We start from the raw sequence: 20,974 nt of genomic DNA, 5'->3' as shown, positions 1-20,974 counted from the left end.
GTAGCTAGCAAGTTGTCATGGAAAACTTGCTGACAATCAAGATAGTTATACAACGAAATTGACAGGGAAATTGTTTGTTGATGACCACAGTATAAGCAATTAGGGTGACTTAAGTAGCAGTAATCAACAATCTTTTTCCCATGCTTTTGTGGGGAGAGCCGACAAACAGCAAAGCTCAAAATTTAGGCGTATTTCTTAAAGGCTAAGGTGACATTATGACCACCAAACCCAAAAGAATTAGATAAGGCGACATCTACTGTTTGAGCACGACTAGTATGAGGAACATAATCTAGATCGCACTCTGGTTCAGGATTTTCCAAATTAATTGTGGGTGGAATATGGTCATTAGCGATCGCTAATACTGTCGCTACGGCTTCAATTCCCCCTGAACCCCCTAATAGATGCCCAGTCATGGATTTAGTAGAACTAATTGCTACTTTATAAGCATGATCACCCAAAGCTTTTTTAATTGCTGCGGTTTCAGTTACATCATTAGCTGGTGTGCTAGTTCCATGAGCGTTGATGTAACTTACCATTTCTGGTGTCAAATTACCATTTTTTAATGCTAATTCGATCGCTCTAGCCGCACCAAGTCCTCCTGGTACAGGGGAGGTCATATGGTAAGCATCACAGGTCATGCCATAACCTACCATTTCTGCATAAATGCGAGCGCCGCGGCTAAGGGCATGTTCCAGTTCTTCAAGAATTAAAATTCCGGCACCTTCCCCCATGACAAAACCATCGCGATCGCGATCAAAGGGACGACAAGCATGGGCTGGGTCATCATTGCGAGTGGAAAGGGCCCTAGCTGCGGCAAATCCTGCTACGGACAATGGTGTCACAGCAGCTTCACAACCACCGCAAATCATCGCCTTGGCATAACCACCCTCAATCATCCGAAACGCATCACCAATAGCATTGGAACCAGCAGCACAAGCTGTAACGGAACAGGAATTGGGTCCTTTAGCACCGGTATGTATTGCTGTTAATCCTGCTGCCATGTTGGCAATCATCATTGGAATCATGAATGGACTACAGCGATCTGGCCCACGATTCAGGTAAATGGTTTGTTGGTCTTCTAATACCTTGATTCCCCCAATGCCTGAACCAATGATCACACCCACCTGTTCAGCATTGAGTTCATTGATAACTAAACCAGCATCTGTTAGTGCTTGTTTTGCCGCCGACACCCCAAATTGGGAAAATCGATCCATCCGCTTGGCATCTTTCCGATCCAAGTAAAGATGAGGGTCAAAGTTCTTGACTTCACCAGCAATGCGGCAATCATGTTTAGAGGCATCAAAGGCCTTGATGTAGTCAATGCCATTGCTTCCACTAATTAATCCTTGCCAATATTCGGCGGAGGTGTTACCAATAGGTGTAATCGCGCCAACACCTGTTACAACAACGCGGCTACGTTTATAGTCTGTCATGATGATTTACAATGTGGCAAAAAAGCAGCAGGCGGAGAATTTAAGAGTGCTGAGTTGGGAGTCCTGAGTCTTGAGTCAGTTTATTGGGGATTGATGATTAGTGATTTGGTCAGCAACTGACGTGTCTTCATCAGAGGAACTACGCTAGCATCACTCCAAGGTGATTAAAAACCGCTTACCGATAACCAAAATCTTCACTGAATGTACAGACATAGTGTGGCTGTATTCCTCAGCACTCATGACTCATGACCCAGACCTTGTTTAAGCAGAGGTAGCAACTTTGTTGTTGATATAGTCCACTGCTTCTTGAACAGTAGTAATTTTTTCGGCGGCTTCATCGGGAATTTCGATATCAAATTCTTCTTCTAGCGCCATTACTAGTTCTACAGTATCCAAGGAATCAGCTTGTAAATCGTTGGCAAAATGAGATTGGGGTGTGATGGTGTCTGCCTCAACACTTAATTGATCAGCTACAATTGCCTTGACCTTGTCAAAAATTTCTGTTTGGCTCATAGATAAAAAGTCCTTAACCAGTTGGTATGATGTGCTCTTGATTGGCGAAGTAGTTTTGAGCATATACATCTTATCGGAAAGCGCGATCGTCCGTATAGTTCCAAAAAGTATAGACCTCTTTTCCCAGGTTCTGATCAATTAGGAATAACCCCAACGAGTTGTTATTTCCCTCCCCCTCAACCTTCACTCAAAGCTTTCTCAATCAACATCTCTAACACTGGCTGGTCTATTCATCAGGGATGATAAAACTGTAATTGTCTAGGGTCATTGCTCCCACCCCAATCTAGTTATATGCTATCTCAAACCATTAAATACGCTTACTATCCAGGCTGTGTTGCTCAAGGAGCTTGTCGAGAGCTTTACCTATCAACTCAAGCTCTTACCCAAGCACTAGGTATTGAATTAATTGAATTAAAAAAAGCAGCTTGTTGTGGTTCAGGTACTTTTAAAGAAGATTCTCAGCTATTAGAAGATACTGTGAATGCCAGAAATATCGCCCTGGCAGAAGAATTAAATTTGCCACTTCTGACCCATTGTAGCACTTGTCAAGGTGTCCTTGGTCATGTCAATGAACGCTTGCAGGAATGCCAATCCACAAAACCTGAGTATGTGCAGGAAGTGAATAGTTTTCTCCAAAAAGAAGCTTGCTCACCTTATCGAGGAACAACAGAAGTTATTCACCTGCTTCATGTCTTAGTGCGTGATTACGGTTTAGATAAAATTCGCCAACGGGTGACTCGTTCGTTAACAAGTCTCAACTGTGCTGCTTTTTACGGCTGTTATCTCCTGCGTGGTCAAAAAACTCAATATGATGACCCATTCCAACCGGAAGCAATGGAAAATGTTTTCCGTGCTGTCGGTGCTACACCTGTTTATTATCACGGTCGAACTCAATGTTGTGGCTGGCCCCTTTCTAGCTATGCAACAAAGGAATCTTTCACAATGGCAGGTATGCACATTCAATCAGCCTTAGCTGCTGGTGCAGATTGTTTAGTTACTCCTTGTCCACTGTGTCACTTAAATTTAGATTCTCGGCAACCAGAGGTAGAAAAAGTAATTGAGAAAAGATTAGGTTTGCCTGTGTTGCATTTACCACAGTTGATTGGTTTGGCATTAGGAATTAAACCCCAAGTCTTGGGTTTAGAACGTCATATAGTGTCTACCCAGCCAATATTGAAAAAGTTGGGACTTGGGTAGAGGTTTGATGGTGTAAAAATGCCGTTATGGAAGATTGTGATTACAATACTCAAGGACGAGTATTTGGCTATTAGCATAGGTATTGGCTGATACCTAAATGCTGATGCTAACGGTGCAATCTTAATTAACCTCCTCTGACTAATCATGGAAAACTTTGTCTTTCATAACCCTGTCAAAATTCTGTTTGGCAAAGGTCAAATAGCTAACATTGGTGCTGAAATCCCCGCTGATGCGAAAATCTTGATTACCTATGGTGGTGGCAGCATCAAAGCGAACGGTGTTTATGATCAGGTCAAATCTGCGTTAGCTGGTCGTGATGTATTGGAATTTGGGGGTATTGAACCGAACCCCCATTTTGAAACCTTAATGAAAGCAGTGGAGTTGGTACGGAAAGAAGGTATTGATTTTCTGTTAGCTGTGGGTGGGGGTTCTGTTGCTGATGGCACTAAATTTATTGCTGCGGCTGTACCTTTTGAGGGAGATCCTTGGGATATTTTAGCCAAACAAGCGACGGTGACTAAAGCTGTACCTTTGGGAGTGGTGTTGACATTACCAGCGACAGGTTCAGAAATGAATGTGAATGCGGTGGTAACTAAAGCCGCAACTCAAGAAAAACTTTACTTTGGGAGTTCCGCAGTATATCCTCGTTTTTCTGTCCTTGACCCAGAAACAACTTTTTCTCTACCTACTCGACAAATCAGTAATGGGATTGTTGATGCTTATACCCATGTAATGGAACAGTATTTAACTTTTCCTGTGAATGCACCATTACAAGACCGAATGGCTGAGTCTATTTTGAAAACTCTGATTGAGGAGGGGCCAAAAACCTTAGCTAATCCTACCGATTATGATGCGCGGGCTAATTTTATGTGGAGTGCCACCATGGCCCTGAATGGTCTAATTGGTGCGGGAGTGCCTCAAGATTGGGTCACCCACATGATTGGTCATGAGTTGACAGCGTTGCATGGTTTAGATCATGCCCAAACTTTGGCAATTGTTTTACCTAGCACTTTAACGGTACGACGCAAAGGTAAGTGGGAAAAACTTTTACAATATGGTGAAAGAGTTTGGGGTATTGTCACAGGTACAGAGGAGGAAAGAGTCGAGCAAGCGATCGCTAAAACTCGTGATTTCTTTGAATCAGTTGGTGTACCTACTCGTTTAGGAGCATATGGTGTTGGTTTGGAAAGTATTCCTGTGATTCAAGCACGATTTGAACAACGTGGTATGGTCGCTTTAGGTGAAAAACAAGATGTGAATCCCCAGGTTGTTGAGCAAATTTTAAGTTTGTGCGCTTAAGTTAGGCAGACTGATGAGTAAGGGAAGTTTCTGGTACATTCTTTATGTTTCCAGAACTCCCTCACATTCATGTAATTGCATATTCTGTAAATTAATACCGATTTGAAAAAAGAATGCAACACATTGATTACACCCCTCCCCAACCCTCCCCGCAAGCGGGGAGGGTGCGCGACAGCGCGGGTGGGGTTATCTGTTGCAAATATTTTTTGATTTGCTATAAGTCTTGACTTGTCAGTAATTTTTAGTTTATTCTTGATTCAGACCGATAGGTCTTAAAACAATGTCTAAAGGTGAAGAAACAAAAACTAAAATCATCCAACAGGCAGCCGAATTGTTTAATCAATACGGTTATGCTGGTTCGTCTATTTCCGATATTATGCGGGTGACAGGACTGCAAAAGGGAGGGATTTATAATCACTTTAAAAATAAAGATGAGTTAGCATTACAGGCTTTTGATTTTGCAATTAACTGTTTTCGCCAGCATTTTGCTAAAGTCTTAAAAAATCACAAAAATTCTGTTGATCGTCTTTTAGGCATTATTGAAATAGTTAGTAGTTTTGTTGAAAATCCACCAGTTAAAGGTGGATGTCCGTTACTAAATACAGCAGTGGAAAGCGATGATGCTCATCCTTTATTACGAGAACGCGCTCAACAGGCAATGGATTATTGGCGTGGGTTAATTTGCCAAATAATTAATAAAGGTAAGGAAAGAGGAGAAATAAAATCAGAGGTTGATGCAGAAGAGGTAGCAACAATTTTAATTGTGACTTTAGAAGGATCAATTATGATGAGTAAATTATATGATGATGTAATTTATATGCAAAGGGCTGTCAATCATCTCAATAATTATGTCATCAGTCATTTAACTGTAAATAGATGATTGCTATCTATGTAACTTTACATTTTAAAAATTCAATTATTTTCTTTAAAAAGTAGAAACATAATTGAGTTACTCGCTGAGTAACTCAGTAACAATATATTTTGATGATGTGCAAATAAATCTTAGCTAGGTTAAAGCATCATGTATATTCCCACCGCTTTCCGAGAAGATGACATGGAGAAACTGGTCGCTTTCATGCGTGCTAATAGTTTTGCTACTGTGGTATCTATTGTCAATAATATTCCCGTAGCTTCACATATTCCGCTTGTGGTAACAGTAGAGAACGGAGTTGTTAAGCTGTCAGGCCATCTTGCCAAAGCCAATTCTCAATGGAAAAGTTTTGGTCTGGGTGAGACACTTGCTGTTTTTACTGGACCCCACGCTTATATCTCACCATCTTTATATGAGAAGAAAGAGAGCGTACCGACTTGGAACTATATTGCTGTACACGCTTACGGGTTGTCTCAAGTTATCACTCTTGGAGATTCGCCTGAATTGATGGATAAGATGATTGACGAGATGATCGAAACTTATGACTCTGACTATAAATCTCAATGGCATGATTTATCCGATAACTTCCGTGAGGGAATGATGAATGGAATTATTGCTTTTGAGATGACTGTCACAAGTTTGGAAGGAAAATACAAACTTAGCCAAAACCGCAGTCATTATGACCAATCAAATGTTGCACATACTTTGCTACAAAGTACAGAAACCAATGTTCAGGCTATAGGTAAAGCAATGAAACAGAACCTGGAAACTGATGGAGAGTCGTCAAAATAATCAACATCCAGGCGATCGCACACAGTAATATCATTTCTGGTTAAATACTGTTCATTAAGGAAACGCAGAATTGAGTCACTCAGTAACAATATATTTTTTTATATACAAACAGACCATTCGGTTTTATTTTTTGGAGGATTTATGCTCAAGTTATACTACAATCCCATTTCCCCTAATGCTCGCCGTGTATGGATCACTTTATTAGAAAAAGATATTCCTTTTGAAGGAGTGACCATGAATTTAAATGGCGACCAATTGCAACCGGAATTTTTAGAAATTAATCCTTTTCATCATATTCCAGTATTAATTGATGATGGATTGCGGGTGGTTGAGTCTTTGGCAATTATGGATTATTTAGAAAGTAAATATCCCTCACCAGCATTGTTACCTCAAAGCCCAGAAATGTTAGCCAAAGTCCGGATGGTGCAAATGATAACTACTAATGAATTATTTCCTCAGATAGTTGGTCTGATTGATGATAATCAGGAATTAACAAAAATAGCCAAAATCAAGGATAATATAAATACAATATGCAACTTTTTCACCGATTTATTAGGAGATAAACCTTATTTTGGTGGTGAAGAATTAAGCCTTGCAGATATTGTGGCAGGTGTTGCTATTAGTGCTTTGCCTTATCTAGAATTTAATCTTCAGCCTTATCAAAAAATTTACGATTGGTCTGCCCGTTTGATGCAGCGTCCAGCATGGCAAAAAACACAGTTAAGTATGGAAGATTTTGATAAATTTAAAGGTCGAGTCAGGGTTTTGCTCAAGTTACGCAGAAGGGAGATGAAATAGCTGACTTGATCAAAAACTGTAGATGCCATAAGTGTCAGGCAAAATTTTGAGATATCTAAGATATCAAGTAAGTGCAAAACAGAAATATATTTCTACCAGTTGGACTATTCTCTACTTGCTAACCACCTCATGCTATAGTACATGAGAACTAAATAAATTTCCTGAAATGACCGAATGTCTGACTTAATTCTTTTTTGGCATCGTCGAGATTTACGTATAGCTGATAATACAGGGTTAGCTGCGGCTAGAGAGCAAACTGCCAAGGTGGTGGGTGTATTTTGTCTTGACCCCCAGATATTGAACGGAGATGATGTTGCTCCCGCTAGGGTAAGTTACATGATTGGCTGTTTACAGGCGCTACAACAGCAATATGCTCAACTTGGTACTCAACTATTAATTTTACAACATAACCCTGTGGTGGGCATTCCAGGGTTAGCAGAGGCGTTAAATGCCAAGGCTGTATTTTGGAATTGGGATGTAGAACCCTATGCACAAATCAGAGATAGGGCTGTGATTGATTCTCTCCAAGCTAAAGGGATTCAAGTTCTGAAGGAAAATTGGGATCAGTTACTCCATACACCGACAGAGATTTATAGTGGTGCAAATGCTCCTTATACAGTTTACACACCCTTTTGGAAAAATTGGAGTAGTAAAGCTAAAGCGATACCAGCAAATACGTTGCAACCTAGTGAAGGTTTGACGGTAAAAGAACAGGAAATTGCTGAAAAATTTGGCATAATTCCCTTACCTTCAGCGCCAGATTTAGGTTTTAATTGGGATGGAGAATTAATTCTATCTCCAGGAGAAGTAGCAGCACAAGCAAGATTAGAAGAGTTTACTAATTCGGCAATAAATGAATATCAAGAACAGCGGAATTTTCCCTTTGTTGATGGCACATCTTTATTAAGTCCAGCTTTAAAGTTTGGGGTGCTGGGTATTCGTACAATTTGGCAAGCAACAATAGCAGCTTTAGAAAATAGTAATAGTGAAGAAGTAACAGCGAGTATTCGCACTTGGCAACAAGAATTAGCTTGGCGGGAATTTTATCAACATGCGATGTATCATTTTCCTGAATTAGCAAATGGGGCTTATCGAGAACCATTTAAAAATTTTCCTTGGCGGAATAATGAAACATTTTTTCAAGCTTGGTGTGAGGGAAAAACGGGATATCCTATTGTTGATGCAGCTATGCGGCAATTAAATGAAATTGGCTGGATGCACAATCGTTGTCGGATGATAGTAGCGAGTTTTTTAACTAAAGATTTGATTATTAATCCGCAATGGGGAGAAAAATATTTTATGCAGAAACTCATTGATGGTGATTTATCTGCTAATAATGGTGGTTGGCAATGGAGTGCTTCTAGTGGGATGGACCCTAAGCCATTACGAATTTTTAACCCTGCTAGTCAAGCTCAAAAATTTGATGCTGAAGCGGAATATATTCGTCAATGGGTGCCTGAATTGCGATCGCTAGAGACAGAATATTTAGTGAGTGGGAATATTTTGCCTTTAGAACGTCGCGCTATTGGTTATCCTGCACCAATTGTTGACCATAAGAAGCAACAAGCTTTATTTAAGCAGTTATACCAGCAGCAAAAGGGACAAGGATGATATGTTACTGGTGAGTGCTTAGGATATGATGATAGTCTAAAGCTCAGATGTCTTAAACATCACCATGAAACTTTGGACACCCAATCAAGAACTGAAAAACGGGAGATTCATCATTCAAAAGGTGATGGGTGGTGGTGGTTTTGGTCTGACTTACAAAGCACTGGACACCTCCAAAGATAAAATGGTGGTGATCAAAACCCTGAATCAGTTTCAGCAAACTCAAGAAGATTTTGAACAACGTCAGGAAAAGTTTCTCAATGAAGCTTTGCGTTTAGCGCAATGCAGTCATCCCCATATTGTCAAGGTTTATGAGGTCTTTCGTGAGGAAGGTCTGTGGGGAATGGTAATGGAATATGTGGACGGGGACGATTTGGGGGTTTATGTTGAGAACAATGGCCCCTTATCGGCAACAGAGGCTTTATGTTACATTGAGCAAATTAGTCAAGCTTTAGAGTATGTCCACAGGCAAGGATTTTTGCATCGGGATGTTAAGCCTAATAATATTTTGTTACGACGGGAAACTCAAGAGGCGATTTTAATTGATTTTGGCTTGGCTAGGGAATACACGGGTAAAACCGGGAGTATGACTAATGCCAAAACAGAGGGATATGCACCCATTGAACAGTATGAAAGACGGGGTGAGTTTGGGGAATATACTGATGTTTATGCTTTAGCGGCTACACTTTATAGTTTAGTTACGAAGGAAGTACCGATTCCTGCTAATTTTCGCAAAAAGGGCTTATCTTTACCACCACCACAGCAATACAATCCTACAATTAGCGACGATTTGAATGCGGCTATTGTGCGGGGGATTGCTTTGGAACCCCAAAATCGACCACAGTCGGTGTTAGAGTTTCAGGAATTATTGGGTATTCATCCCCAAGCAGAGGCACATTTAAAATCTAGTTTGGGGATAAATTATAGTCAGTTGCGGAATTTTTTAGCTAGTGGTCGATGGAAGGAAGCTGACCGAGAAACTGCACGTATGATGTTAGCGGTGACGGGGAGAGAAAAGGAAGGGTGGTTTGCTGTTGAAGATATTGAAATGTTCCGCTGTGAAGATTTGCAGATTATTGACCAATTGTGGTTAAAGTACAGTCATGGCAGATTTGGTTTTACTATCCAAAAGCGAATTTATGAAGCAATGGGTGGTAATAAGGATTATGATGCGGATGTATGGGAAGCTTTTAGCGATCGCATCGGTTGGCACAAAAATGGAGATTGGGTAACCTACAATAATATCATTTTCGATATTTCTGCCCCTGTGGCCCATTTACCGAGAGGAGGGTCTACTGTGGGTGAGTGGGGAGGTTTTGTCTTGTGGTTGGGTCTTTGTGGTGTGTTTTCCCGTATCGACAGTTGTGAACTGTAGTTGTAGAAGTGTAACATTTTTCTCACGCAGAGACGCAGAGGCGCAGAGAAAAGAACGCAAAGAAGGATTTTTACACCAACAACAATTGATGATGAAGACATCAGCTACGTTTGCTGATGCCTTTCGGGGTAATGCCTCCGGCACGCTGGGTGAACAGGAGTTGAAAAATGCCAGAATTCAGCAGTCATGGCATTAATTATTCTGTAACTCCTGTACGGGCGGGTTTACCAAAATTCTCTTTCATAGTTGATGATATCTGTAAACCCGCCCCTACTGACTTCTGTAACTTTTGCCTTCTTCCTCTGTCACCTGTCACCTGTCACCTTCCATAATTACCTCATGTCATAACCAAATAAATTCGGGTCAACTTCTCCTAGTTGCAAGTCTGCAAGACCATATTCTTGCCACCGTCTTTCTACCATTGCGGCAACATCAGGATCTGATTCTAATGCTGCACCCCATTCATGTTCTGTTTCTGGGGGAATTTTGGTTGTGGCATCAATTCCCATTCTGCCCCCTAAACCGAGTTTTTCACAGGCAAAGTCTAGGGTATCAAAGGGGGTGTTGGGTAAGATAAATACGTCCCTGGTGGGGTCTACTTTGGAACTGATGGCCCAGACGACTTGACGGGGGTCACGAATGTTGATGGATTTATCAACAACTATGACGAATTTGGTATAGGTAAATTGGGGTAAGGCACTCCAAAACGCTAATGCGGCCCTGCGTGCTTGTCCGGGGTAGGCTTTATCTATGGAAATAATGGCAGCTTTGTAACTCAAGGCTTCCATCGGTAGGAAAAAATCAACGATTTCTGATACCTGTTGCCGTAAAATGGGGGTATAGATGCGGTTGAGTGCGATCGCCATCATAGCTTCTTCTTTGGGTGGACGACCGCTAAAGGTGGTGAGATAAATCGGGTCTTTGCGGTGAGTCATACACTGGAAGCGAACTAAGGGTGAATCTTCCACAACACCGTAATATCCCATGTGATCACCAAAAGGGCCATCTGGTAAAACTTCCCCTGGTGTAATTGTCCCTTCTAAGACAAATTCTGAATCTGCGGGTACTTCCAAATCTACAGTTTTACATTTAGCTAGCTGTACCCCAGAACCACCATAAAGTCCTGCAAATAACCATTCTGATAAATCTACCGGAATGGGTGTAGCGGCTGCCATAATAATTAAAGGATCGACACCAAGAGCGATCGCAATTTCTAATTTTTTCCCCTGTTCTGCTGCTTTGCGTAAATGTCTCGCACCACCACGCACTGATAACCAGTGGACGGTCATAGTATTTTTGGATTGAAGTTGCAGGCGATACACGCCAACATTAGGCGTTCCTGTTTCACAATCCTTAGTAATAACCAATCCTAGTGTAATAATCTTTCCGGCATCCCCCGGATAGGGGCGTATTAACGGTAACTTAGTTAAATCTAATTCGTTCTCATTAATAACTACCTGTTGGCAAGGGGGGAAAAAGTCTCGACCGGGTTTAGCTTTGACTACATCAAATAAGACTTTACCAAAATCTATAGCTTGGGAAATCTTTTTTGGTGGTTTTGGTTGCTGAAGCATACTCAGCTTTTTACCCAGGGTTTCTAATTCCTCTGGTTGCTGCATGTTCATGGCCCAGCAAATTCTTTCTACAGTTCCCATCAAGTTAACTGCCACTGGAAAAGAGGAACCTTTAACATTTTCAAACAACAAGCCAGGTCCACCTTTTTGCAGCATCCGGTTGGAAATTTCGGCAATTTCTAAATCTGGGTCAACTAAAGCGGAAATTCGTCGTAATTGACCCCTTTCTTCCAAAATTTTGATAAATCCCCTTAAGTCTCTTGCCATTGTGTTCCCAAAATTAATAATGAAGAAGTGTGAAGCGTTGCTAATCTTATTGTCTCTGATTCTTAGAAAAGCGATCGCATCTACAGACGAGGGATACTATTTTTCACCTTTGTCACCCAGCATCAGTATATTAATTTACTTATTGTTAACCTTCTGTTAAACTTTTCATAAACTACTAAAACTCTATTGATTTATCGCAGTTAGTTTGGATGTAACCAGCAATAGGGTCAAAATTGCCTTTCATGTCAGTGAGGAATTTAATCATGGGGCCGATGCTTTTAACCGCAGACGATTGGCTACATATTGGTTTGAGATTAGTCTTGGCGCTTTTAGTTGGTTGCATGATTGGATTAAACCGTCAAAAGGGTGGTAGACCAGCTGGGATGAGAACTTTTATGTTAGTTAGTATGGGTGCAGCCCTATTTGTGATGATTCCCTTGCAAGCTGAAGGTGACAGTCCCTATGCCGCAACTAACGCCCTCAGTCGTACCATTCAAGGTGTAGCCACTGGAATTGGGTTTTTGGGTGCGGGATTAATTTTGCAAGAGTCACCGAGAAAATCGGAAGTACCAAGGGTGCGGGGTTTAACAACAGCAGCTTGTGTGTGGACTGCTGCGGGTTTAGGTGCCGCTATTGGTTGTGGTTTATGGCAAATGGGGTTAATGGGAGGATTATTGACTCTCATTACCTTAAGTGGAATGAAGCGCCTCAATCGTTTATTTAAAGTGATCTTTGGTCAAGATAATCAACAGTCCAATGAAGATTTTAATGCTGCGGTGGATCTGGATGATGATTAGATTTTGGCAGTAATTATTGATTAATCACTCATGCACACATTTTCTTATCAACTGCCTATACTTTGATAGGTAAGTTGGTGGTCATATTTCCAGCTATATTCAGCAAACCCTTAATCTTTTTCTTGCTTGAGGCTGGGTATTCAAGTAATCTTTTAACCAGTTACATCCCCGTGCTAATAGCTCATCTAATTCTTCAATCCGCCAAATCAGCATCTGATTTTGCTCAGGAGAATTACCCTGAACATGGGTTATTGGTATAAATTAAAGCAAGTCTGAGAGGATAAGTATGAGTAAAATTAACGGGTTTGTAGGACGACGTAATTTTTTAAAATTAGCAGGTATGAGTGGCTTGGGTATTGCTGCGGCTTCAGTTGGTAGTATATGCTGGAGTCCAGAAACAGCGATCGCAGATGAAACCATAGCAGCTAAAAAACCTCAACCTGTTAGTCCCCAAGAGGCTTTGGCAACTTTGATGGCTGGAAACCAGCGATTTGTAGCAGAGAAGCGTCTATACCCGCATCAATCAAAGTTGCGTTTGCAAGAGACGACCAATGGACAGTATCCATTTGCGGCTATTTTAGGCTGTGCTGACTCCCGTGTACCAGTGGAAATTATTTTTGATCAAGGAATTGGTGATTTATTTGATGTGCGTGTTGCGGGTAATGTTGCCTCTACAGTAGCCATAGGTAGTTTAGAATATTGTACTGCTGTATTAGGTACTCAATTAATTTTAGTTCTAGGTCATGCCAAATGCGGTGCAGTACACGCTGCGGTGGAAGATAAACCAGTGCCAGGTCGAATTAGTTCTTTTGTGAAAGAAATTAGGCCTGCGGTACAAAAAGCTAAACCGTTACCAGGCAATTTAGAAGATAATGCCATTATTGCTAATGTTCAATATCAGGTGAATCAGTTAGAAGCAAGGTCAATCATTTTGAGAAACTTGAAGCAAGAGGGAAAGCTGAAAATTGTTGGTGGTCGTTATGATGTAGCAACAGGTGAAGTGACTTTATTAACCTGATTTTTAAGTATCAATTTAATGGTGCGTTAAGTACAGTGATAACGCACTAATAAACTAGTTTCAGATAAATACACTTGTCATAGGTGACAAGGTGAAAATTTTGTCTTGGAGTGAATAAGCGGTTTCTTGACAGTATTATTCCCACCACTGTCTATTACCTGATACTCTAGTCTAGGCGGCCTTCAATACTTTGCGGAACACGATTTTATCATCACCTGCTGCGTAGAAGTCACGAATGCGGGCCTCCTCCTCATAGCTGCATTTTTTATAAAATTCTCGCGTGCGTTCAAAAGCTGGCAACCCTGAAGTTTCTACCAGCAGCATACGTCCACCATTTGCTATCAATGTTTGTTCAAGATACCGCAGAAGTGCTGAACCGCGTCCTTGCCCCTGACGGTCAAGTCGGATGGCTATTAATTGCAGGTTCCATGTTTGATTGGTCATCCGTTCCGGTTCACAGTAAGCGACCCCAACCGGCCCATTGTCATCGTCAGTAATCCAAAAATTATCACTATCCCTGTTAAAGTAATCTATCAGCATTCCCCTCAGCGCATCAAGCTCATTTGGCTGAAAGCCGAGTACATCAGCTATAGCTATTAAGGCTGTTGTGTCTTCAGGTGTGGTCGGTCGAATCATAGTTAATAGCAGTAGAGGTATGTAAGCTACGTTATTGTAATACAATATAATACAAAAACGATCGCCTAACTCTGAATGCTAATACAGTGAAATTCACTACTTGCCCTAAAAATTGCGCGTATTCTTGCTTGAATTTCTCTTGAGCATTCTTTTTTAGAAAACTGCTGTAAAAAAAATTTAGGTCTCAATATCAATATTATCCATGCTAATTAAATTACGAAAAGAACATGTACAAATAATTAATACCCACGGGGAAAGTACCTATCCTGATGAGTGTTGCGGCGTTATATTAGGTTATTTGCTAGATGATACCAAAATTGTAGAGGAAGTAATCCTTACTGCCAATGCTTGGAGTACAGAGGGTGATAATTTTGCCGAGGCAGAAAATTTAGAGACGACGAGACGGAGATATGCGATCGCACCGCAAGTCATGTTAAAAATGCAGAAGGAAGCCAGAAGTCGTAATTTGAGTATTATCGGTATTTATCATTCCCATCCAGATTATCCAGCAATTCCTTCCGAATGGGACAGGCTATATGCTTGGCCTGTATACTCGTATATAATAGTATCCGTCCAAAATAGTCAAGCTCGTGAACTGCAAAGCTGGTGTCTCGATGAAAATCACCAGTTCCAAACCGAGACAATTGAACTAATAATTTAGTGATCTAAGTTAACAAGGAGTACCTTTTTTAGTTAGGATTAATACTCCGCGCTCCTACATCTTACTGCTATGCTCAATCCCAATCTGGATGAAATCCAGTTGACCAAAGATGACTACGAACGCTACTCCCGCCACTTAATTTTGCCAGAAGTGGGGCTGGAGGGGCAAAAACGCCTGAAAGCGGCTAGTGTATTGTGTATCGGTACTGGGGGACTAGGTTCACCATTACTGTTATATCTTGCTGCCGCAGGTATTGGCCGCATCGGTATTGTTGATTTTGATGTTGTTGATTTTTCTAACTTGCAACGTCAAGTTATTCACGGGACATCTTGGGTAGGTAAACCCAAAATTGAATCCGCGAAAAACCGTATTCATGAAATCAACCCCTATTGTCAGGTTGACTTATACGAAACTCGTTTGAGTTCGGAAAACGCTTTAGATATTATTCGTCCTTACGATATTGTGGTGGATGGAACCGACAACTTCCCCACCAGATATTTAGTGAACGATGCTTGCGTATTGTTAAACAAACCCAACGTCTACGGTTCTATTTTCCGGTTTGAAGGACAAGCTACGGTTTTCAACTATGAAGGTGGGCCGAACTACCGTGATTTATATCCAGAACCACCACCACCAGGAATGGTTCCCTCCTGTGCAGAAGGTGGGGTATTAGGCATTCTCCCTGGTATTATTGGCGTGATCCAAGCAACGGAAACAGTCAAAATTATTATTGGTAAGGGTACCACTTTAAGTGGCAGATTAATGTTATACAACGCCTTGGATATGAAATTCCGGGAGTTGAAACTGCGTCCTAACCCCATCCGTCCAGTCATTGAAAAGCTGATAGACTACGAAGAGTTTTGTGGTATTCCCCAAGCGCAAGCAGAGGAAGCAAAACAGCAAAATGAAGTTCAAGAAATGACTGTGAAGGAATTGAAGGCTTTAATTGATAGTGGTGCGAAAGATTTTCTGCTGTTGGATGTTCGCAACCCCCATGAATATGAAATAGCCAAAATTCCTGGTTCTTTGTTAGTACCTTTACCGGATATTGAAAACGGTGATGGTGTCACGAAGGTGAAGGAAGCTTTGAACGGACATCGCTTAATTGCTCATTGTAAGATGGGTGGACGTTCTGCTAAAGCGTTGGCAATTCTCAAAGAAGCGGGAATTGTCGGGACAAATGTAAAAGGTGGAATTAATGCTTGGAGTCAAGAAGTAGATTCTTCTGTACCTCAGTATTAAGGTATGGTGTGGAGATGTTCTGATGGGACATCTCTACATCAAAGCGGTTTTTATTTTTACGCGCATATCCAAGGGTTTCCATGTGAGTATATCCAAAACCCCAACTCAGATTTTATGGCTACAAGTTTGGGCTTTAGCAGGGGTACAAGGTGCAATTACCCTGACTTGGTTGATTTATAATGTCTATCTCAGCAAACTTTTAACTCAGTTTGGTTTCCCTGCTAGTTTCGCTGTGGGGTTGTTGGTGCTAGAAAACGCCTTAGCGGTGATTATGGAACCGTTGATGGGAGGACTTTCTGATCGAAGTCAGCGTTGGATGGGTACACGCTTTCCTTTCATCTCCGCAGGGGTAATTTTAGCATCTGGTTTGTTTATTGCCATACCCTGTATAGTTACATTTCTTCCACCAGGGGAAGTGATCCGACTGATTTTACCTTTAACTTTGGTAGCATGGGCATTAGCAATGACGGTGTTTCGTTCTCCAGCGATCGCTTTATTGGTAAAATATGCCATGCCCGCAGAGTTACCTTTAGCTGTCAGTGTGGTAACTTTAGCCGCAGGGGTGATTGGTGCGTTTCGACCAATTGCCAATAGTTATCTTCTCAACCTCAGTCCAGTTTTTGCCTTTAGTATTGGTTCCTTTGTCCTGGTTGCTGCTGCCTTTGCGTTGCGGTTAGTGAACCCTCCAGATGCACCCACGGAAATATTCACACCCAAAATACCCATCAAAAATTTAGGTTTAATCTTGGGGACAGGTTTAGGTGTGGCTTGGGGTTCCCGTTTATTAATGGATGCCTTGGGAAAACTCCTCAAAGCTAAGTTAAACACTGATGTGAGTATGTTGATGGTGGGGATAGGTTTAATAATTGCCCTGGCTTACATTCCTGGTGGATGGGTGGCTAGTAAGGTAGGAAATAAACTAGCAATGTTGTGTGGTGTGGGGACAACAATATTGGGAATGGTGATTATGTTATATATGGGCGCACTCTTTCCCATTATATTTATCATTATTGCTGGATTTAGTTTAATTGTCAATGGGGTAATTCCTTTAGCATTGGAATTGATGCCACTACGATGGGTAGGTTTAGGCATTGGTATGTATTTTGGCGGCTTTTCCTTAGCCATGAGTATATTTGGAATGGTGTTTCCCCAACCCCAAGCGATCGCACCAAGCACAGGGTTAGGGATAGGTGCTGTGGCATTTTTATTAGGGGGAGGATGTATATTTTTATCTCACCCAGCAGCCCAGAATAGCAGTGAGGAAACAACCCCATCATCCTGAACTTTTGCCCTGTGGTACTAGCCTCTAGAATCCAGTAACTATATAGTGTAAAAATATCTCTACTTTAATAGCTAACAACGCAAAACTATGACAATGCTTTCTAGTCTGCAACGTGCTTTTGTTAACCGCAATGTTTTAAAAGTAATTAGCGGTTTGAATAATTTCAACGCTGACAGTGTAGCTGCTACGGTTAAAGCTGCGGAATTTGGTGGTGCAACTTTTGTTGATATTGCTGCTGATGTGGATTTAGTTCACTTAGCAAAAAGCTTAACCAAGTTACCTGTGTGCGTATCTGCTGTAGAACCAGAAAAATTTGTCCAAGCTGTAGCTGCTGGTGCTGACTTGATTGAAATCGGTAATTTTGATTCCTTCTATGCACAAGGACGCACATTTGCAGCGGAGGAAGTTTTAGCACTCACTCACCAAACTCGTGCTTTGTTACCAGAAATCACCCTTTCTGTCACAGTTCCCCACATCCTAACTTTAGACCAACAAGTACAACTAGCGGAAGAACTAGTCAAAGCTGGTGCTGATATCATCCAAACCGAGGGAGGTACTAGCAGTCAACCTACCCACGCGGGTACTCTGGGTTTAATTGAAAAAGCTGCACCTACCTTAGCAGCAGCTTATGAAATTTCTCGTGCGGTATCTGTGCCTGTATTGTGTGCTTCTGGTATTTCTAATGTTACCGCACCTCTAGCGATCGCTGCTGGTGCTGCTGGTGTGGGTGTAGGTTCTGCTATTAACCAACTAAATAGCGAGGTAGCAATGATTGCGGCAGTCCGTGGATTAGTTGAAGCATTAGCTACTGCAAATAGTCGTACATTTGCTTAATTTTATTTCTTTCACTTTTTCCCGTTAATTGCTATCAGTGTAAGTTGAATGTATAACTAAAAGCATGAGTTGTTATTAGTTATACATTTTTATTTGGTGGTCATGTTGTAGTTTTTTTCACGCAGAGTCGCAGAGTCGCGGAGAGAAGGACGTAAAGAGGAACTTTTGCAAGAGGTCTAATTTTATTTAAAAATTTATCTATGATTTTATAGGAAAAGTTATTATGCCTTATGTTACTGATATTCAGGAAATGCGTAATTTAATAACTGAATATACTCAACAAAAAACTTTATGGATAGATACTGAAGTTGCTGATTTTAAAAGTCGGAAACCAAGATTGTCTCTAATTCAAATTTTGGATAATCCTCAAGATATGAGTGGCAATAGTGTTTATATCCTAGATGTTTTAGAACGACCGGATATAGTTGCTGAGTTTATTGACCAAATTATGGTGAATGAGGAGGTTGAAAAAGTATTTCATAATGCTAGCTATGATGTGAAATTTTTAGGAAGTAAAAAAGCTAAAAATATTACCTGTACATTAGAAATGGCGAAGAAAATCCCTTACTATCTTTTGCCTGTCTCTAATTATCAACTGAAAACGGTTGCTACAGAACTTTGTCATTTTCATCATATTGATAAACAAGAACAAACTAGCGATTGGGGAAAAAGACCTTTAACAGCAGAACAAATCGAATACGCTTATTTAGATTGTATTTATTTGGCTCAGGTTCATTGGCGTTTATTAGAGTTACAACCTCAAGTTAACCCAGAACCAAAGACAGAAGATATATCATTGCTAACTGCAAGATATACGGAAATAGAAGAGGAATGGAAGTTGTTAAATTCAGAATTTGAGCATTTGCAAGAAAGGTTGAAGAAGGCGATGCAGATGCAAAACATTACTGAAAGTCTTTATTTTAAGTTGACAGAATACGAGCGTAAAACTATCAAAACTAAGTTTCACGATTTATTAGAGTTAGTGCAAAACCAAGGCATTGAGTTAGATTTTTCTATTACTTTAACTGAAAATTTGCGAAAGGATTTAGGTGCATATTTAGAAGATTTAAATGTTGATATTGAAAGCAATACCTATTTACGTCTGACCCCAAAAAATCAAGAGTCTGGTGATAAATAATCAAAAATGAATATTTATAGCTAATTTGTGGTAAGAAAGAGGTTCAAAATTCGCTGCTGTGCAGATGTAGAAAAATATGGGTTTGAGATTGCTTCCCTGCGGTCGCAATGACGAAAATACTTTATATTGAATTATTTTGATTATTGATTACAAAAAATGTCTTAAAAGTTGAAAAAAATTATACTGAAAATTCATTTCACTCCAGTTATTTTATAAGCAAACTCTAAAAACTAAACCTCTGGGAGTGTTTTTAAAGCCTCAATTATTATCATATCAACAGTCTACATCTGAACCTTAGTGAATTAAACCTAGAGAATATGCAGAAATTATGCAATGTAAAAATTACCTTTGTTTTTCTTTGTGCCTTTGCGTGAGACAAATTCATATTCTCAATCAGCAAGGACGGAAATGAAGTGAATGGACTTGAATCCTTTGACAAAAGTCAAATTTACCTGGATAACAGAATTTCGGCATGAATTGTTTCTAGGTATAGTTGCGTCTATAAAAAAATGATGAAATGGTGGTTATTTACAAACACAGACTCAAAGGACAACAGATTTTGGCAAATCGCTATATCTGCTGTTCTGAGTGGAATTATATGTGTTGCGTGTAGTAATAGACAAGATGTGTTGGTTACAGAAGTGGGTGTAACTCCTCCTAATCGTCGCACACAGTCAACTAGTCGAGCGGGTGAATTTTATATTCAAGGACAGACTCAACATCTACGGGGAAATTCTCAAGCAGCAATAGCAGCTTACAGCAAAGCCATTAGCTTAGACCCCAAGTACGCACAAGCTTTTAGGAATAGGGGTTTAGTTTATTTTGACATTGGTAATAAACAAGGTGCGATCGCTGATTATAACCAATCCTTACGTCTCAATCCCAACGATGCCCAAACCTACAACCATCGGGGTAATGCCCGTGCATCGTTCAATGATTACAAAGGTGCGATCGCTGATTACAATGAAGCTATCAGGCTTTCTCCTAACTATGCTGAGGCTTATAATAATCGTGGCAATGCCCGTGCTGCCCAAGGTAATAAAAGTGCAGCTTTAGAAGATTATACCCAAGCCATTCGCCTCAATCCTAACTTTGCCATTGCCTACAATAATCGGGGCAATACCTACGCTGCGAGGGGAGAACAACAAAAAGCGATCGCTGATTATAATGAAGCTATCCGCATCAATCCTAGCTTTGGCCCTGCTTTTAATAATCGAGGAAATGCCCGCGCAGCTAGTGGAGATAAACGTGGTGCCCGACAAGATTTACAACGGGCTGCTACTATTTTTAATCAACAAAATAATAGAAATTTGTATCAGAAAGTCATGAAAAATATTGAGGAATTGGGAGGAAAGTAAAGAAGCATTTCTCTGATGAATAAACATATAGTCAACTTTCTGTCTTCATCAATTTGACGATAGCAATACAAGATTAGGTGACAGGTGACAGGGAACAGGTGACAGTGCTAAAAGGCTTTTATTGTCTAATTTTTATTTGTTGGGAATATCCTCACTCCCTGGTCTATAGCTATAAATCATATAAAAACGCAAATATGCCAGCAATTATATTAAGCTCATATTGAAGGATATTTTGATGTGAAAAAAACTAAAAATTCATCCTAAATATCCCAATTTATGTA

General features: G+C 40.5%; 20 protein-coding genes. 16 read left to right on the top strand and 4 right to left on the bottom strand.

The window, feature by feature from the left end:
- Positions 1 to 182 precede the first annotated feature (182 nt).
- Both fabF and acpP read right to left on the bottom strand, forming a co-directional pair.
- Positions 183 to 1,433: a beta-ketoacyl-ACP synthase II gene (gene fabF, locus H6G73_RS04515; protein WP_190601755.1), complete on the bottom strand. Its 1,251-nt coding sequence runs from the start codon at positions 1,431 to 1,433 to the stop codon at positions 183 to 185.
- Positions 1,434 to 1,694: 261 nt separating this feature from the next.
- Positions 1,695 to 1,946, bottom strand: coding sequence for an acyl carrier protein (gene acpP, locus H6G73_RS04510; protein ID WP_190601754.1), 252 nt, complete (start codon positions 1,944 to 1,946; stop codon positions 1,695 to 1,697).
- 291 nt (positions 1,947 to 2,237) lie between these two features.
- Between acpP and H6G73_RS04505 the strand changes: the two genes are divergently transcribed.
- The 8 genes from H6G73_RS04505 (at position 2,238) to H6G73_RS04470 (ending at position 10,082) form a co-directional block, all read left to right on the top strand.
- Positions 2,238 to 3,143 carry a CoB--CoM heterodisulfide reductase iron-sulfur subunit B family protein gene (locus tag H6G73_RS04505; RefSeq protein ID WP_190601753.1) on the top strand — a complete coding sequence of 302 codons (906 nt, stop codon included), beginning with the start codon at positions 2,238 to 2,240 and terminating at the stop codon, positions 3,141 to 3,143.
- Between the two features lie 144 nt (positions 3,144 to 3,287).
- On the top strand, positions 3,288 to 4,442 hold the full coding sequence (locus tag H6G73_RS04500) for an iron-containing alcohol dehydrogenase (protein WP_190601752.1): 1,155 nt from the start codon (positions 3,288 to 3,290) through the stop codon (positions 4,440 to 4,442).
- A 280-nt stretch (positions 4,443 to 4,722) separates the two neighbouring features.
- Entirely contained in the window at positions 4,723 to 5,322 is a 600-nt protein-coding gene (locus H6G73_RS04495; RefSeq protein ID WP_190601751.1) for a TetR/AcrR family transcriptional regulator, read from the top strand.
- Positions 5,323 to 5,463: 141 nt separating this feature from the next.
- Complete coding sequence (locus H6G73_RS04490) at positions 5,464 to 6,105, top strand: FMN-binding negative transcriptional regulator (RefSeq protein ID WP_190601750.1); 642 nt, start codon at positions 5,464 to 5,466, stop codon at positions 6,103 to 6,105.
- A gap of 141 nt (positions 6,106 to 6,246) precedes the next feature.
- Positions 6,247 to 6,903, top strand: a complete 657-nt coding sequence (locus tag H6G73_RS04485; protein WP_190601749.1) for a glutathione S-transferase family protein — start codon at positions 6,247 to 6,249, stop codon at positions 6,901 to 6,903.
- 174 nt (positions 6,904 to 7,077) lie between these two features.
- A complete protein-coding gene (locus H6G73_RS04480; protein WP_190601748.1) occupies positions 7,078 to 8,514 on the top strand; it encodes an FAD-binding domain-containing protein in 1,437 nt (478 codons plus the stop codon).
- Between the two features lie 64 nt (positions 8,515 to 8,578).
- Entirely contained in the window at positions 8,579 to 9,886 is a 1,308-nt protein-coding gene (locus tag H6G73_RS04475; protein ID WP_190601747.1) for a serine/threonine-protein kinase, read from the top strand.
- Positions 9,876 to 10,082: a hypothetical protein gene (locus H6G73_RS04470; protein WP_190601746.1), complete on the top strand. Its 207-nt coding sequence runs from the start codon at positions 9,876 to 9,878 to the stop codon at positions 10,080 to 10,082. Before H6G73_RS04475 ends, H6G73_RS04470 begins: the two co-directional genes overlap by 11 nt.
- A gap of 136 nt (positions 10,083 to 10,218) precedes the next feature.
- On the opposite strand, the gene H6G73_RS04465 is transcribed toward H6G73_RS04470, so the two are convergent.
- On the bottom strand, positions 10,219 to 11,727 hold the full coding sequence (locus H6G73_RS04465) for a UbiD family decarboxylase (protein ID WP_190601745.1): 1,509 nt from the start codon (positions 11,725 to 11,727) through the stop codon (positions 10,219 to 10,221).
- 263 nt (positions 11,728 to 11,990) lie between these two features.
- Here H6G73_RS04465 and H6G73_RS04460 point away from each other — a divergent pair, with 263 nt between their 5' ends.
- On the top strand, positions 11,991 to 12,524 hold the full coding sequence (locus H6G73_RS04460; RefSeq protein WP_190601744.1) for an MgtC/SapB family protein: 534 nt from the start codon (positions 11,991 to 11,993) through the stop codon (positions 12,522 to 12,524).
- 286 nt (positions 12,525 to 12,810) lie between these two features.
- A complete protein-coding gene (locus H6G73_RS04455; RefSeq protein ID WP_190601743.1) occupies positions 12,811 to 13,542 on the top strand; it encodes a carbonic anhydrase in 732 nt (243 codons plus the stop codon).
- A gap of 171 nt (positions 13,543 to 13,713) precedes the next feature.
- Here the strand turns inward: H6G73_RS04455 and H6G73_RS04450 are convergent, their stop codons facing one another.
- Positions 13,714 to 14,178: a GNAT family N-acetyltransferase gene (locus H6G73_RS04450; RefSeq protein ID WP_190601742.1), complete on the bottom strand. Its 465-nt coding sequence runs from the start codon at positions 14,176 to 14,178 to the stop codon at positions 13,714 to 13,716.
- 202 nt (positions 14,179 to 14,380) lie between these two features.
- Here H6G73_RS04450 and H6G73_RS04445 point away from each other — a divergent pair, with 202 nt between their 5' ends.
- The 6 genes from H6G73_RS04445 to H6G73_RS04420 all read left to right on the top strand — a co-directional run bounded on the left by H6G73_RS04445 (position 14,381) and on the right by H6G73_RS04420 (position 20,693).
- Entirely contained in the window at positions 14,381 to 14,839 is a 459-nt protein-coding gene (locus H6G73_RS04445) for a Mov34/MPN/PAD-1 family protein (RefSeq protein ID WP_190601741.1), read from the top strand.
- A 69-nt stretch (positions 14,840 to 14,908) separates the two neighbouring features.
- Positions 14,909 to 16,081: a molybdopterin-synthase adenylyltransferase MoeB gene (gene moeB, locus H6G73_RS04440; RefSeq protein WP_190601740.1), complete on the top strand. Its 1,173-nt coding sequence runs from the start codon at positions 14,909 to 14,911 to the stop codon at positions 16,079 to 16,081.
- 82 nt (positions 16,082 to 16,163) lie between these two features.
- On the top strand, positions 16,164 to 17,363 hold the full coding sequence (locus H6G73_RS04435; protein ID WP_190601837.1) for an MFS transporter: 1,200 nt from the start codon (positions 16,164 to 16,166) through the stop codon (positions 17,361 to 17,363).
- An 87-nt stretch (positions 17,364 to 17,450) separates the two neighbouring features.
- Entirely contained in the window at positions 17,451 to 18,197 is a 747-nt protein-coding gene (locus tag H6G73_RS04430) for a DUF561 domain-containing protein (RefSeq protein WP_190601739.1), read from the top strand.
- 223 nt (positions 18,198 to 18,420) lie between these two features.
- The gene (locus tag H6G73_RS04425) at positions 18,421 to 19,335 is read left to right on the top strand and encodes a ribonuclease D (protein ID WP_190601738.1); all 915 of its coding nucleotides are present in this window, start codon (positions 18,421 to 18,423) and stop codon (positions 19,333 to 19,335) included.
- A 512-nt stretch (positions 19,336 to 19,847) separates the two neighbouring features.
- A complete protein-coding gene (locus H6G73_RS04420; RefSeq protein WP_190601836.1) occupies positions 19,848 to 20,693 on the top strand; it encodes a tetratricopeptide repeat protein in 846 nt (281 codons plus the stop codon).
- The last annotated feature ends 281 nt before the right edge of the window (positions 20,694 to 20,974 follow it).

The sequence above is a fragment of the Richelia sinica FACHB-800 genome (assembly GCF_014698825.1).
In the GTDB taxonomy this organism is placed as follows: domain Bacteria; phylum Cyanobacteriota; class Cyanobacteriia; order Cyanobacteriales; family Nostocaceae; genus FACHB-800.
The sequence above is the reverse complement of the archived record's forward strand: the minus strand, read 5'-3'. Positions and strand labels throughout refer to the sequence as shown.

Coding starts and splice junctions, on each gene's coding strand:
- fabF (WP_190601755.1), bottom strand. CDS start 1,433: ATGACAGACTATAAACGTAGCCGCGTTGTTGTAACAGGTGTTGGCGCG.
- acpP (WP_190601754.1), bottom strand. CDS start 1,946: ATGAGCCAAACAGAAATTTTTGACAAGGTCAAGGCAATTGTAGCTGAT.
- H6G73_RS04505 (WP_190601753.1), top strand. CDS start 2,238: ATGCTATCTCAAACCATTAAATACGCTTACTATCCAGGCTGTGTTGCT.
- H6G73_RS04500 (WP_190601752.1), top strand. CDS start 3,288: ATGGAAAACTTTGTCTTTCATAACCCTGTCAAAATTCTGTTTGGCAAA.
- H6G73_RS04495 (WP_190601751.1), top strand. CDS start 4,723: ATGTCTAAAGGTGAAGAAACAAAAACTAAAATCATCCAACAGGCAGCC.
- H6G73_RS04490 (WP_190601750.1), top strand. CDS start 5,464: ATGTATATTCCCACCGCTTTCCGAGAAGATGACATGGAGAAACTGGTC.
- H6G73_RS04485 (WP_190601749.1), top strand. CDS start 6,247: ATGCTCAAGTTATACTACAATCCCATTTCCCCTAATGCTCGCCGTGTA.
- H6G73_RS04480 (WP_190601748.1), top strand. CDS start 7,078: ATGTCTGACTTAATTCTTTTTTGGCATCGTCGAGATTTACGTATAGCT.
- H6G73_RS04475 (WP_190601747.1), top strand. CDS start 8,579: ATGAAACTTTGGACACCCAATCAAGAACTGAAAAACGGGAGATTCATC.
- H6G73_RS04465 (WP_190601745.1), bottom strand. CDS start 11,727: ATGGCAAGAGACTTAAGGGGATTTATCAAAATTTTGGAAGAAAGGGGT.
- H6G73_RS04460 (WP_190601744.1), top strand. CDS start 11,991: ATGGGGCCGATGCTTTTAACCGCAGACGATTGGCTACATATTGGTTTG.
- H6G73_RS04455 (WP_190601743.1), top strand. CDS start 12,811: ATGAGTAAAATTAACGGGTTTGTAGGACGACGTAATTTTTTAAAATTA.
- H6G73_RS04450 (WP_190601742.1), bottom strand. CDS start 14,178: ATGATTCGACCGACCACACCTGAAGACACAACAGCCTTAATAGCTATA.
- H6G73_RS04445 (WP_190601741.1), top strand. CDS start 14,381: ATGCTAATTAAATTACGAAAAGAACATGTACAAATAATTAATACCCAC.
- moeB (WP_190601740.1), top strand. CDS start 14,909: ATGCTCAATCCCAATCTGGATGAAATCCAGTTGACCAAAGATGACTAC.
- H6G73_RS04430 (WP_190601739.1), top strand. CDS start 17,451: ATGACAATGCTTTCTAGTCTGCAACGTGCTTTTGTTAACCGCAATGTT.
- H6G73_RS04425 (WP_190601738.1), top strand. CDS start 18,421: ATGCCTTATGTTACTGATATTCAGGAAATGCGTAATTTAATAACTGAA.
- H6G73_RS04420 (WP_190601836.1), top strand. CDS start 19,848: ATGAAATGGTGGTTATTTACAAACACAGACTCAAAGGACAACAGATTT.